This is a genomic window from Anabaenopsis sp. NIES-4685, from assembly GCF_059725405.1.
The window spans coordinates 524,780-538,649 of the sequence record NZ_AP043602.1; the positions used below are offsets into that span (position 1 = coordinate 524,780).

At 41.5% G+C, this 13,870-nt stretch carries 9 protein-coding genes and 2 pseudogenes; 1 reads left to right on the plus strand and 10 read right to left on the minus strand.

The genetic code is table 11. The features are described from left to right. Window positions 1-24: 24 nt before the first annotated feature. The 6 genes from proC to der all read right to left on the minus strand — a co-directional run bounded on the left by proC (window position 25) and on the right by der (window position 5,523). Complete coding sequence (gene proC / locus AC6IZ0_RS02430) at window positions 25-837, minus strand: pyrroline-5-carboxylate reductase (RefSeq protein WP_497724932.1); 813 nt, start codon at window positions 835-837, stop codon at window positions 25-27. 112 nt (window positions 838-949) lie between these two features. After that, entirely contained in the window at window positions 950-1,552 is a 603-nt protein-coding gene (locus AC6IZ0_RS02435; protein WP_497724934.1) for a cell division protein SepF, read from the minus strand. A gap of 359 nt (window positions 1,553-1,911) precedes the next feature. Then, on the minus strand, window positions 1,912-2,580 hold the full coding sequence (locus AC6IZ0_RS02440) for a YggS family pyridoxal phosphate-dependent enzyme (RefSeq protein WP_497724935.1): 669 nt from the start codon (window positions 2,578-2,580) through the stop codon (window positions 1,912-1,914). Next, on the minus strand, window positions 2,577-2,855 hold the full coding sequence (gene pipX, locus AC6IZ0_RS02445) for a transcriptional coactivator PipX (RefSeq protein WP_497724937.1): 279 nt from the start codon (window positions 2,853-2,855) through the stop codon (window positions 2,577-2,579). The genes AC6IZ0_RS02440 and pipX overlap by 4 nt, the downstream gene beginning before the upstream one ends. Before the next feature lie 284 nt (window positions 2,856-3,139). Continuing rightward, window positions 3,140-4,069 carry an energy-coupling factor transporter transmembrane component T family protein gene (locus AC6IZ0_RS02450; RefSeq protein ID WP_271731135.1) on the minus strand — a complete coding sequence of 310 codons (930 nt, stop codon included), beginning with the start codon at window positions 4,067-4,069 and terminating at the stop codon, window positions 3,140-3,142. A gap of 89 nt (window positions 4,070-4,158) precedes the next feature. Next, window positions 4,159-5,523 carry a ribosome biogenesis GTPase Der gene (gene der, locus AC6IZ0_RS02455; protein WP_271731136.1) on the minus strand — a complete coding sequence of 455 codons (1,365 nt, stop codon included), beginning with the start codon at window positions 5,521-5,523 and terminating at the stop codon, window positions 4,159-4,161. Window positions 5,524-5,680: 157 nt separating this feature from the next. Here der and AC6IZ0_RS02460 point away from each other — a divergent pair, with 157 nt between their 5' ends. Further along, window positions 5,681-6,406 (plus strand): cytochrome b/b6 domain-containing protein, encoded by a 726-nt coding sequence (locus tag AC6IZ0_RS02460; protein ID WP_497724938.1) that lies wholly within the window; start codon window positions 5,681-5,683, stop codon window positions 6,404-6,406. Between the two features lie 94 nt (window positions 6,407-6,500). On the opposite strand, the gene AC6IZ0_RS02465 is transcribed toward AC6IZ0_RS02460, so the two are convergent. The 4 genes and pseudogenes from AC6IZ0_RS02465 to AC6IZ0_RS02480 all read right to left on the minus strand — a co-directional run bounded on the left by AC6IZ0_RS02465 (window position 6,501) and on the right by AC6IZ0_RS02480 (window position 13,747). Continuing rightward, on the minus strand, window positions 6,501-7,136 hold the full coding sequence (locus tag AC6IZ0_RS02465; RefSeq protein WP_497724939.1) for a hypothetical protein: 636 nt from the start codon (window positions 7,134-7,136) through the stop codon (window positions 6,501-6,503). 24 nt (window positions 7,137-7,160) lie between these two features. Further along, window positions 7,161-8,396, minus strand: coding sequence for a hypothetical protein (locus tag AC6IZ0_RS02470; RefSeq protein ID WP_497724940.1), 1,236 nt, complete (start codon window positions 8,394-8,396; stop codon window positions 7,161-7,163). Window positions 8,397-9,117: 721 nt separating this feature from the next. After that, window positions 9,118-10,226, minus strand: a pseudogene (locus AC6IZ0_RS02475) (hypothetical protein). 135 nt (window positions 10,227-10,361) lie between these two features. Next, window positions 10,362-13,747: pseudogene (locus AC6IZ0_RS02480) on the minus strand (molecular chaperone). Between the last annotated feature and the right edge of the window lie 123 nt (window positions 13,748-13,870).

Below are 13,870 nucleotides of genomic sequence, written 5' to 3' on the forward strand. Positions count from 1 at the left end.
CCTTGGTCATGAGGCGATTTTTCCTCACTTCCCCAACTCTTGCGATCGCAGTGCCGACGCTTTAACTGCTTCAATTAAAGCCGAGCGAAATCCTGCCCTTTCCAGTTGGGCAATACCAGCAATAGTGGTTCCACCGGGACTGGTTACCCTGTCTTTGAGTTCTCCGGGGTGGATTTTGTGTTCTTGGAGGAGTTTTGCTGTGCCCAATACAGTTTGCACAGCCAGCTGATTAGCCAGACCCCTGGGTAAACCTGCGGCTACTCCTCCATCAGCCAATGATTCCACCATTAAAGCTACGTAAGCCGGACCACTACCAGACAGTCCTGTCACTGCATCCATGAGCATTTCTGATACATCTACCACTTGCCCCACTGCCGAAAAAACTTGCTGTGCTAGTTTGTGATGCTTACCATTAGTATATGCTCCTAAACACAAAGCTGTAATTCCCTCCCCCACTGTGGCGGGGGTGTTGGGCATAGCTCTAATTACTGGTAGTTCAGGGAATGCTGATTCTAGTTGGCTTAAAGACACTCCTGCCAAAATCGAAATTACCAGGGGCGATATTTTTGTAGTCAGGACATCTGCTAATTCTTGAGCGATCGCACTGAACACCTGGGGCTTTACCGCTAATAATACTACTTCTCTCGCTTCCGTGAATACAACACAATTATCTGTAGTTACATTTACATTATATGTTTGCCTTAAATAATTTTGGCGTGTCGTTTGGGGTTCACTGACCATCACTTCCGATGGTTGATAGATTCCCCGGTCAATCAAGCGGGATAATAGCGCTTCTCCCATTACTCCGCCACCAATTAAGCCCAATTTAATAGTCATTAAGTTATATAGTCAATCAGAGCAGATTTAAACCCTTCATTGATGGCATAATACCATTTTGGTTAAACCTGCTCCTACAATCATCAAAAATTTGAGTTGAACTAATGGAACTTCATTGCACCATTCTGTTAAGGTCTGTACCCCATTGACTAGAAGTATTTGAGGGACGTGAAGGACGAGGGGGCGCTTGTGGTACTTCATGCAGAACTGTCCCCGGGGTACTAACTTGCACACAACTGGGGGTAAACAAAAAGATACTTTCTCCAATGCGCTCTTGATGTCCGTCCAGGGCGTAGGTTCCCCCAGCTACGAAATCTACAGCTCGTTGTGCTTGATCAGGATCCATGATCGTCAAGTTTAAAACAACTGACTTACGCTCTCTGAGTGCTTTAATAGCTTCGGACATTTCTTCAAATGTTCGAGGCTCAAGTACTAACACTTCTGAAATTCCGTTAATTGCTCCTGGCATGTTAATCACATTCCCCATGGTAGGCTTCGATCCTGAGGCTATATCATTACCCATTGTAGTCATGGGTTCCTGCCAGTGTCGATTTTGAACACTAGCCTGTGCTGGTGGTGGTGCTTGGGGATTTTCCTCTTGATACAGGTTCTGGTAGCGACCAGGATCTGTTTCCGGTTCCTCTTCGTAATATTCGTATTCCACCTGTTCATTGAGACCTACAAAGTCTCGAAGTTTAGTAAAAATGTTATTCATTTTTATGCTCCTGATAAAAGTTACCCTTATTGATTTGGCCAGTAATTAATGTAGCCATAGTAGCTCAGTACACAGCTAAGATTGAATAATTTTCTTGCCGTTTATAGCTTTTATTGCAAATAGGGTTAGTCAATTGAAATTTGAGGGAACGCCTGTAGATTAACTTACACAAAATAACGCGTCAAGATTACAGCGTAATTATTGTTCCGGGTAAAAATTTTCTTTCCCGGATTTTTTTGCTACTCATCTTGACTGAATTTTATTTTTTGTATGCTCATACATAACCAGGGATGAACATATCTGTGTATTTTATCCCTAGTAATATTAATACCAGAAGCAAAAAATTAATGGTTCATATCCTAACTTCTCTCACCAAATAAGATAGTACCTAATCTTACCATAGTTGCCCCAGCCTGTACTGCCAGTTGGTAGTCCCCCGACATACCCATGGAAACTTCCCGCATTTTTAGGTGCGACCAGTTTTGCTGCTCGATTTCTTTAGCTAATTTATATGTACTGTTAAATACATCCATTGTTTCCGCTTCATTCAATCCTAAAGGGGGAATTGTCATTAAACCCTGAATTTGTAAATCCTCACATTTGTTCAGAGCCGGTAAGTCGGCTAGTAGTTGGGGAACGCTCCAACCTGACTTATTAGGGTCAGGGAGGATTTTCACTTGTAGGCAAACCTGAGGACTGACTCCTAACTGTGCTACCAATTGATTTAAACGCACTGCCAGTTTTAAACTATCCACTGAGTGAATCCAGTCAAATAATTCCATGGCTTTTTTAGCTTTATTGCTTTGCAAACTGCCAATAAAGTGCCATGTAATATCCGATAAGTCTTGTAACTGGGCTTGTTTACTGGCTGCTTCTTGGATGCGGTTCTCGGCAAAATTACGAATTCCGGCATGATAAGCAGCGCGAATTGCTTCAGGGGGAAATGTCTTACTCACAGCCACCAATCGCACTGAAGCAGGTAGTGAACCACAAATGTTAGTAATACGTTCGCTCATGGAACTGGTCATTGGAATGTGCGCTGGAAAACACTCTGAAGTTGATCGTACTCCTGGGATCGACCACTGCGACGCAGAGTACGCAAGCGATTTTCCAACAACATTCGGGCTTCAGTACGTCCTATGGACTGAAATTTGAGACCTTTAATATCGTTGGACACCACAAAAAATAAACGTTGGGCATAAAGTGTAGTGAATAGATCCTGGTTGTCATCGACCATACAGATCCGATAAAGCAAACCCCAAGTTGGATGATTGATGTAGGTTTCTAAGTTTTCTGGATTCATTTAACAGTCAAGTTGGGAGTATATATCTCTTCGTAGTTCAGTACAAATGTTCACAAGATAATACACCCCTTTTGCCAGCATCTTTCGTGAGCTTATAAGAAAATTAGTGATTCTGGCCTTTGAATGGCAGTTATCAAAACCTGCGTCCTGTGTGTAATTGGCAGATGAGGTTGGTAACAGGAAAGTAGAAATGCACAACAAACCACTAAGGTAATTACTTTAGTCTCTTTCCATATTGCCATAATTATTCGCCTGTGGCACAAAATAGCTCAGAGGATCAGCGACTAAGCCATATTTCCTATAACTAGCCTAGCAACCCAAAATAGGGTAAGCATAGCGATCGCCAGCCAATCTCTAGCCCTCAGACGTAATTCATGCCATTTGACTTGATGCTCACTAGGACTAGTAAACCCCCTTACCATCATAGCGTTAGCCATTTGTTCGGCTCGTAGCAGGAGATTTTTTAACAGTCTCTGTGCTACAATCATCCAAACCTGAGCTGCTCTTTTCCAGCCCAGTTTTTTCCAATTAATCGCCCTAGTCATCACAGAGCGAATTAAATTTTGCACCTCTTCCAGAACTAGGGGGATAAATCGCAACGACAAAGTTAAGGTGAGGGTAATTTCAGTTACCGGCACTTTCAACCTTGCCAAGGGCTGCATTAAACTTTCTATAGCAGTGGTGATTTCTTCGGGTGCGGTTGTCAGCAGATACAGGTTACTGCTATAAATCACAGTAAATATAATTGTACTGACTCTAATAGCCAAATCAATTGAGCGACGAGTTACCTTAACCGGCCCTTGATGAAATAGAATGTAGCTGTAGTTTTTGTTTTCCCGTGTTGGTACTGAAACAATCTCGGCGTTATTACTGGTACTTCCTGGAGGAATTAATATCTGTTCGCTAGCGGGTAAACGCTGCTGATACCTTACACCCAGACCATCGGGACTAATACTAATAATCCCAAAGACAAACACAGACAATGTTAACAGCCATACCATTTGCTGTTTCCAGACTCGCTGGGGTATTCTGGCCATTACAGTCAAAATAATTAACAGTGCAACTAGTAGTATTCGCCACTCGTTATTAGCAAAGGTGTAGCTAGTGAGAAAACTCATCAACCAAGCAATTTTCACCCGTGCATCGAGTTTGTGTAGCCAAGTTTGCGGCTGTTCTAGGTACAGTCCAAGGGGTAGCGATCGCAATAAGTCCATTTATCAGTGCTAAGTAGTAGAGAGTCAGGCTTGATATTGACTATTTTGGCCTGACATAGGCGAAATATAACCCTGAGAAGATGTTAAACTTATTTGACACGAGTTGCTCTGTTGACGCTACCTAGTTCCATCTCTCGGACTTTTTTACTGCGCCAAATTAACCGGATAGGTGTACCTTTAAATCCTAATTGTTGGCGGAATTGCCGTTCAATGTAGCGGCGGTAATTGTCATTAAAGCGTTTAGCTTCGTTGACGAATAGGGCGATAGTTGGTGGTTGCACCGCCACTTGAGTCCCATAATAGATTTTACCTTGACGACCGCCACGTGTAGCCGGGGGTGAATGCCAACTTACAGCATCTGTGAGGACTTCGTTAATTACAGAGGTAGTTACACGGCGTTTGTGTGACTCAGCAGCTTCATTCACCAAGTCTAAAATCTTATTTACCCGTTGTCCTGTGGAAGCACTAACAAAAATGGTTTCTGCCCATTCTGTAAAATGTAACCGGGCTTCCAGACTCTTTTCGTAGTCGTAAATGGTGTATGAATCTTTTTCGATGGCATCCCATTTGTTCACGACAATTATACAAGCTCGACCCTCGTCTATAATCCGCCCGGCTAATTTTTGGTCTTGGTCTGTGACTCCATCTAAAGCATCAACCACTAATAAAACCACATCGGCGCGGCGAATGGCCTTAAAAGCACGGTTAATACTAAAGAACTCTGTACCGTATTCTATTTGTTTTTTTCTGCGAATGCCGGCGGTGTCAATCAAGCGATAAATTTGCCCATTGCGTTCAACCACGGTATCAATAGCATCGCGGGTTGTGCCGGAAATAGGGCTAACAATTGATCTTTCTTCACCCACAAAAGCATTTAATAAACTGGATTTACCCACATTGGGTCGGCCGATAATCGCCACCTTAATCTCGTTAGTTTCTTCTACTTCCGTGACCATGGGGATGTGAGTAATTAACTCATCGAGTAGTTCCCCAGTACCACTACCATGAATTGCCGAGATAGGAAAAGGTTCCCCCAAGCCTAAAGACCAAAATTCAGATGCTTGAATTGCGCCTTGTTCTGGGGATTCACATTTGTTCACAGCCAGTAACGCCGGTACTGGTTGCTGACGTAACCATGTAGCAATTTCTTGATCTGAACCTGTCAGCCCAGTTTGACCGTCTACAACAAAAATTGCCGCACTGGCTTGTGAGAGCGCGGTGAGTGCCTGTTGGCGAATTAGGGGCAGAAATTCCGTATCATCGTTAAATACTAAGCCCCCTGTATCTACAACGATAAAATCCCGATCGCGCCAGTAAGATGGCATATAAGTGCGATCGCGTGTTACACCCGGTTCATCGTGGACAATCGCCGTTTGCTCCCCGGCGAGACGATTAACCAGGGTAGACTTGCCCACATTCGGGCGACCGATAATAGCAACAATTGGCAGTCCCATAAAACCAGGGTGAGTGAGAGTAATAGGCTATTATATCATTTATTTATTGTAACCATTTTAAGTTATAATGTAGTTTATCGAGGCTGATGTAGTGTTTTGAGTCATAACTACCGAGTAATAAGCTTATAATTCTACCATAAACAGCTTGGCATTATCTATGAGTCGTTCTGCCCCTTATCAACCTTTGTTGTTGCGAGTTCTCCATGGTATTAATGGAATTTTAGTCATTACTTCCATCATTACTGGCTTCCTAGTTTACAATACATTCGATGGCAGATTTGGCCAAGTCCTCATTCCTAGAATTGATCCAATTCAAGATATTCATGGAACTGTAGCTTTATTCTTTTTACTGTTATTACCAGCTTTTGTACTTTATAGCTTTCATGCGGGACAAAGGCGGCTATTACAACCCGACTCCATACAAAATTTAACACAGGTTGGTAAACCCATTTGGTGGGTAAGTTCACAACGCATTATCAATACTCTGATGTTGCTGTCCTCGGTTTTGGCGGTAATATCTGGCAGAATGATGAAAGAGGAATGGCTACCTACAAGAGAACTTGATCACTTATGGTATTACTGCCATCTGATAACTTGGGTAATTATGGTTTGTTCTTTAGCGATTCATCTTTTGATGTCTGCTAAAGTAGGTGGTGCGCCATTGTTACTATCAATGTGGTCATGGAAATTCCGCCCAGGAGATAGTCCGAAAAACTGGTATAGTCGTTTGCGTAGTTGGTTGCGTAATTTTACCACTAATAATTTCAGTAACCAAATTAACCAGTTAATACAGAGTAATTTTTCCCTGAGAATTATTGAGGGTGTTGTGTTGCTTGGAATTATAGCGGCATTTGTGTTGCCACTGTTTTTCTCTGGTGAATAATAAATATTATCGAAAAAATATTTACTATTGAGCAGATTCGCCAAAGAATCCTCTGACTAAAGCCAGAGGAAGGTAAATAACCATGTCTAAAATTTTACTTTTGATTGAGAGCAACTCTTAACTGACTCAGCAGATGATTAACGGCGGTAAAACTTGGGTTTTTCGCCAATGCTTGCAGAACTACGGGGCTACTTTCCTGCACAATTTGATTATATGCAGTCAGAGCATCATTAAACTTATTAATATCCACATTTTGGTCTGGTCCTGTCAGTTCACTTAAAGCATTTACCAGTGATGTTACTGGTGATGGTGACACTTCTAAACTCACTATAGAAGATTTGACCTGATCTACATTATCTCCACCCTGTAAGATATATTCAATGGAATCAGAGGGCGTATTTTTAGCCAGACTTGTACTGAGTAGATGATCGAGAACTGCATTTAAATCATTCTGAACTTCCGGGGAGACCCTCAAAACTCCCGCCGAAAAATTACCATCATTAACAACTTGAACATTAACCCCGGTTGCCGGTACAATATCACCCATTGAGGAAGTAGAATCTATACCAGTTCCCGGTACAATCTCCTTATCTCCAATTAAAGAGGCAGAATCTGGAGAACTACCCGGTACAATCTCCTTACCAGCATAGGCTCTATGAGGCGCAGCCGCCAGATAAGTAAAACAAGCCAATGCTACCGCCAAATTTAGCAAGAATGTTTGTTTCTTCATGATTTTTATGATTGATGAAATTGCTTAAAACTTGAAACTGTACCCTGCACTCAGCGCAAAACCTAAGCCAGTATCAAAATTACGACTAATGTCTGTCAGAATAGCATTGATAACTATAGGTCTATTTCTGAAAGGAGCAATAGAGGTACCTACATTCACACGATTTCCCGTCCAGCTACTGACTAGGGATGCTTCAGGTATGACTCTTAAACCTAGACTCCCGAAAATATTAGCATTATTTCCCCCCGCGGCTCTTGCGCCTAGAGAACGAAAACCGCCGTTACCAAAACCCACAGAAATAGTCAAAGGTAATTGATGATGTGGGTTATCTGGTTGCAGTAGAAACGCCCTAGTAACGACTCCATAAATAGTGTCTTTATTATCGGAAGATTCTCCCCATTTGAGAGCATTTGACCAACCCACGGCTACAGATGTACGGTTACGTAAGTATTTGTGGAGTTTTAACCCCATATAGCCGCTAGTCCCCACATCAAACTCTCCACCTTTAAAGTAAGTACCCCCGGAACTAGCAAAGTTAACATTAACTTCCAACCCTACAGATTTCAACGGATCTCCTAACCCAAAACCAGCGGAGTAAGAGCCATCTCGAAAGCCATCGGAATCTTCCTCTAAAGGGAAAAGTAAACCAACACCAACATAGACTTGACCACCACTTGCACCATAACCAGAAGGAGTACCAGCTGTTGAACCAGGGAAAGCCCTTGGCGGTTCAGTTTTGATGATGCTTTCTTGGGTGTTGATGATGGGATCAATTAATAGTTCTTGGCGTAATGTATCACTATTGCTAGGGATATCCTCCTCAGGTGATGAAAGTTCTACATCTGTGCTCAATTCCGGTTGTTTTTGCGACAGTAAATTAACTAAATTAGTTGGCTGTGGGATTTCTTCTGGTGATTCTCCATCAATATTATTGTGGTGGGATGTCAATAAAATTTGACTGGTGTTTATTTTGCTGTTTAGTACATTCTTAGATGAAAAACCCAGATGAGCAACAGAATAATTCCTGATTTTTTCAAGTTCAATGTTAACAGCTAAATCCTCACTGTTACTTGTGTGTAATTTAACAGGATTATTACTTTTTCTTGATGTTAATAATCTTTCAGTGACGGTGATATATGACTTCTTGTTACCTGGGTATATTGATGATTTATGGCTATTTTCCCTAGAATAAACCTGATTTATTTGATTTGGTAAAATCATATTCTTCTGTGCATTATCCGCAGCAGATACAGACTTCATGGTAATAGCGGTCAAAATCAGAAGACAACTTAGTAAGACTGTCCCTAAGTTACAAAAAACATAGTCAAGTCTAATAAATTTACAGATGTCATTACTATGGCTGGTTTTTTGTATCTTATACATCACAATATTGGTGAGATATTTACAGCATATTGCTTTGTTTGTGATCACAAAGACATGATGAACCAGCCCTGAGCGTTAGCGTCGCGTTTAGTAGATAAGCTACAGGTTCATAGATTTAGACAGACTAACACAGATAAATTTGTAATTTATTTAGATGAAAAATGTTAGATTAATCTTTATTTTTTGTTCAAAGTAAATTTATATAACCCTTGTCATCTGTATGGGGTTTTGACACTCCCTACGCCTAAAAGCGGGTCTAGTATTAGAGGATGTTTGGAAAGTATTAAACAGGTAATTTTTATCTTAGGGAACACCGGATCAGGGAACAGGGAACAGGGAACACACCGAAGGATTAAGAAGGATTGGGAAGGATTGGGAAGGATTGGCGAACACACAAAAAAAAATCAAATCCAGTCCCCTCCCCTTACAAGGGGAGGGTTAGGGTGGGGTCAAATAATATTCGATACACTAATCATAACTTTTAAAACATCCTCTTAGTGAGGTTTTTTGCTTTTGAGAACGAAAAAAGTAATACCCTATTCAACGCCTTAGTAGGAAAAGCTTTCTGGGGGGAACTGTAAGGGTAAAAAATAGAAGACTAACGCAAAGAGCGAAATATAACCCTTCCTGGGGTTTCTTCTTGATTAATGCTCGCATATACCCGCAGACAAGTTAACACTTCCCCTGGAACACCGCCACAGTTGAGTTGGAGGTCATCTTTAGAGAAAGAACAGACATCGGCATAAAGTCCAGATAACTGCCGAATCCGCACATCATAACCCATATTCACCGCCGTTTGAGCCTTTTTTTTAAAATCCGTCGTGATTCTTGCTGTAAATTACCCCACCAGGAATAACGCTCTGCGGGTGGGACAAATACTAAGGAGTGTATGGCCTCATCTATATCTATCCAGGCACGCAGACTTAACAACTCATCAGAATTTGACTCGGCTTGTTGCAAACGCTGCCAGCGATCGCTTAAAGTATTTATATATTGAGTGCGTTGTTCTGGCTGGGAGTGCAAGGGCATAATATCAAAGGTAAACACAGTCTTTAAAGCATGATGTAAGTCTGGGTCTATTTCAGTAAATCTCAGGAACAGCTGCACAAAGCCAGCGATACAGTATAAATTACCATATTGGTCAGTTGGATTAACTCCCGTATTTAATAAGGCTTTCTCAGATAAAGATAACCCCGGCGCTGTTACACTCCCCTTCAGTCCGGGATAAATTATTTGATCACGGCTAAAAGGAAGTTCAGCAACGTGTAAATTATCTGGTAGTGCGCCTACTTGTTCAGCTAAATCTAAGACGCGCGATCGCCAAGCTGTGGCGATATTTTCCGGAACTCGCAGCAGTTGGCGGTGAATTTCGTTCCATAGGTCAGCATCGGTTTGGCTTTGTAGTTCAGCAGTACCTAAATATAACTTTAGTTCGGCATCAGCATTAAAAACCGACCGCAGATGAGTCAATTTTAACTCAGTTGGGAGCAATATCATGGCGATCGCATCTTCTGGGGGAGAATCTGGCGGTGGTTGCAATAACGCGGTGATTTCCCGTAATAACTCCTCACATATTTGAGTACCGGGGTCGAGGGGAAATTCTGAGATAGCTTGAGTTAAAGTCGCCTCTAGTCCACGTAAACTACATTTAAGTAATTTAGCCAACTCTGACCCTTGTATTGCTAATAACTGGCGTAATTGCTGCATGAGTATTAATACTAAAACTGATGATAGCGTTTCAAACCCCACCCCAACCCTCTGGTTATCAAGCAGAGGGAGCAAGAGGTGAAATATTATCAAACTCAGATGCTCCCGTCAAAGTACCTACTCAACCGAGGAAGTTTAATGTACACCACAAAAAGGGTCGCGTTCCTTATCCACTTCGTTAGGTTGTAGTTCTAATTCGGCCTGATAAACACATCCTGGCTGTTTAAGACATTCTTGACTAGTGGAGGTCCAATAGGGAACCTCCCCTGCGTGTATTCTCAGAAAACCTTTGTTATCTAGAGTCACGTAATATTTACAAGGGTAATTGGTGGCGACATCTGGTTTACTTAATGCACCGATGCGGATCCATTTTTTGGTGTTAGTGGTGGTATCTGTTTGATAAATATAAAATGTGTGCTGACGGCTTTGGGGAAAGGGAGGTAAAGGGTGACTGACTAAACCGGTTTGTGACTGCTGTTCCCCATGATGGACATAGTGAAATTCTCGCAAAAATTGACTATTATCTTTTCCTGCTTCAAAAACTAAATGATAGGCGTTGGGCTGGTCAACAGTTGCTGACTCAATCACATTGACTGCAATATCACCATCATTTAAGTTGTGCTTGGGACTTTCTAAGGCAATATTCCACTTTAACTTACCATCAGCAAATAGGGCTGCTGTTTCGGAAGCTGCTAATAGTGCAGCACCCACATCAATACCAGGAAGGTCAATTAAATAATGGGGGTTCCCTTGACAAAGTAAAACCCTAAATTCTAGAGTCTGGTCAATTTCAAATTGAACTTTGATTTTTTTAAGAAACTCAGTTTCTGACATTCCTAGTTTTTGCATCAGGTTTTTACCGTCAAAGCTCCCCCACAGTCGTAAGTCTCCCTCCTCGTAGTCTTGGCGGTAAATAATATTAATTAATTGTGTCCCTTGCCATTCTGTGCGTACTTTGGCGGCTGTTTCTGTGGGACTGATTTGATAAAGTTCCTGTCCAGCTTTGAATATGGTTAAAAGTTCGTTGCTTTGGGTTTTGCGTTTGAAGTTACAAGGTAGATAATAAAAGAGATTTTTCACGTCTATTTCTAACTGATTTGCTCCTTTGCGCAACAATTCCTTAGACTCTTCGGGGTCAAATCTCAGTCGGCGGAGTTTCTCAGCGTAGCAAGCACCGGCGGAGGTAGCGAGTTTTGTAAATTCCAAGACAAAGGTAATTCTTTCTGGGTTCCAGACGAAGTAAGGGGATTTACTAAATTCTTCGTAGATGTAGCGCTGTACTAATTCCAGGTTGCAAGTTTTACCAGATAAAATCAACCAGTCAACTTTATGAGTATTCCAAGCATCTATATTTTGCCCATGGAAACCCAGGCGACTTTCCATGAGTCCTTTAGCGATACCAATTCCCTCCTTAATAGTGGAAGCGGCGGCGCGTTCAAATTGTTCGCTGTCGATGATAACGCCAATATTATCAGGGGTTCTGACTTGAAATTTAATTCCACTTTGAGTGAGAAGTTCACAAATGTGAGTTTCGGAAATAGTGAAAGTTAAAAGATGATGCTCTGATTTTTGCCCCAGTTTGAGTTTAGCTGATTCAGCATGCTCCCAGAGAGTATAAAAGGTTTGTAGCCGCTGGGGTACTTGTTGCCATCTCGTGGGTAATACTTTCTCGGCAGTATCTAGGGCATCTTTATAAGCAGCATCACCATCAGGGTTTTCTTTATCTATACATTTTAATAAACTGCCACTTTTAAATTTTCCTTCTTCAATAAAACGCTCATTTAATTCTGTGTTAATTAAATCTTCTAGCTTTTCGCTTTCGATGTCCCCTGTAGTTATTGCTGTTAACAAAAAGTCTGCGATCGCTACTTTTAATAATCTAAATATTCGCAGGGTAATTAATTCACCGCCCAACTGTAAATGCCCTGATGAGCCTAACAGTTTGGGAGTAAGTTTATAGTAACGTCCTCCTAATCCTCTATCTTCATAGTCTGCAAAGGTTGGGGTATTATCATCTAAAGTCAATTCAATCAAAGCTAAGTCTGTGGTTCCCCCCCCGATATCCAAGACGAGGACATTTTGCGACCATTTGTTTTCGACTTGACGACAACGGGTTTTAAATGATTCAATGCCAATATTGAGATTACCACCAAATTCTCGCCATAAAAAGAAGATTGCCACTGAAACAGCCTCATCATAGGCGGTTTGGACATCATCAATACCCAACTGTTCCACTAATTCTTTAACTTCCTTACGGACTAATGGCGGGGCGACAGTAGGGTAAGTTACAACAGCTGTAACGAAATCTCCATCAGAAAACTTGCGCCTAGCGCGTTGGCGGTAATCTTCGGTTAAATCGATTAAATGGGCCCAAGCTGCTTGGATAAGTTGGTTAACATGAATTATTTCTTGCTGAGTATTTAAAATCACTGGGAAAGTGCGATCTTGTCCAAAGTAGCGCTTGGGTGAGTGGTGAAATCTGCTGATAATTTCTTTTAAAGAGACGCTGCTACCTTGGGCGATGGCTTTTTTTCTGTTATCCCTGGCTTCTCTACCCATGCGTAGTTGTAAATCTGTCAAGGTAAAGATTTCCAATTCGCTGGGTATTTCTGTATCACGGCGATTAATATCTAAGACGACGGGGATTAAGTTTTGCGATTCTAAAGTAGGTACACGAAAAACTTCATGGTATATTTGGTAAAGTTTTTTGCTAGCGGCCCGCCGGAATTTCTCGCTGTTACCTAGACATAACTCTATTTGGCGAATTGCTTCTAAGAATCGCTCTTTTTGGTCAGTTTCAAAAACTGATGCTAGATTATAGGGTTCCATTTCTAGGTTTTTGCTCACATCAGCAATAAATTTCTCCCAGTCATGGGGGTTGACATCGGGTAAAGCTACCGATGGGGGGAACTCAACCACTCGGCCATGCGATGGCGTAACCTGATTTCTTGTTCCCTGGGTAAAATTTCGGCGATGGGAACCTCAATGGGATCAAAGAGTGTGACTGTAGAGTTGGATGTACCAAAATCCAATGCTAACCATCCGGGAAATCTTTTTTGTGGTTGGTTTTCAATATAGGAACTGGTTTCTATGGGGATGGTCACGGCTTCGGCCTCAATGATTTCTTCATCATCCATTAATGGTGACCAGAGATAACATGAAGCTTCAGTTTCCCGGGGTTCAGAAAGTACGGGATCTCCTAAAGCGTCAGAATCGAAATACTCAACACTTACGGACAAAGTACAATTAATTGGTTCTCGAAAAGGGCGAGTTAACTTACAAGGATATTGCTCTAATTGCCCGATTTGGGAAATTTTAGGAGTTACAGAATCAAATGGTTTATATGCTTTTTTAATTTGTAATGCTAATTCCTCCGGCGTACCGGTGACAATGCAATTAATTCTAGCAATGTGAGGGACATTATCCCCTGCTGCTAGCAGTTGGATGGTGGGTAGTTCCAAATATTCTTTTTCTTTAATATGCACTTGAAAATTAGGTGCGAGCCGAATCTCTACAGGCATTTATTTCTCCTGAAATTAATAATAAATTGCCAATTAAAATCTAGTATCTGTGGTTAAAGTTACCGAAAATGTACCGAACTAACTAGAAATATCGAAAATAGTAAACAATTAAGGCTTTGAACC

Bases quoted from the DNA above. Each gene is read 5' to 3' on its own strand.
- AC6IZ0_RS02460 (WP_497724938.1), top strand. From the start codon at position 5,681: ATGAGTCGTTCTGCCCCTTATCAACCTTTGTTGTTGCGAGTTCTCCAT.
- AC6IZ0_RS02440 (WP_497724935.1), bottom strand. From the start codon at position 2,580: ATGACCAGTTCCATGAGCGAACGTATTACTAACATTTGTGGTTCACTA.
- AC6IZ0_RS02435 (WP_497724934.1), bottom strand. From the start codon at position 1,552: ATGAATAACATTTTTACTAAACTTCGAGACTTTGTAGGTCTCAATGAA.
- der (WP_271731136.1), bottom strand. From the start codon at position 5,523: ATGGGACTGCCAATTGTTGCTATTATCGGTCGCCCGAATGTGGGCAAG.
- AC6IZ0_RS02465 (WP_497724939.1), bottom strand. From the start codon at position 7,136: ATGAAGAAACAAACATTCTTGCTAAATTTGGCGGTAGCATTGGCTTGT.
- proC (WP_497724932.1), bottom strand. From the start codon at position 837: ATGACTATTAAATTGGGCTTAATTGGTGGCGGAGTAATGGGAGAAGCG.
- pipX (WP_497724937.1), bottom strand. From the start codon at position 2,855: ATGAATCCAGAAAACTTAGAAACCTACATCAATCATCCAACTTGGGGT.
- AC6IZ0_RS02450 (WP_271731135.1), bottom strand. From the start codon at position 4,069: ATGGACTTATTGCGATCGCTACCCCTTGGACTGTACCTAGAACAGCCG.
- AC6IZ0_RS02470 (WP_497724940.1), bottom strand. From the start codon at position 8,396: ATGAAGTCTGTATCTGCTGCGGATAATGCACAGAAGAATATGATTTTA.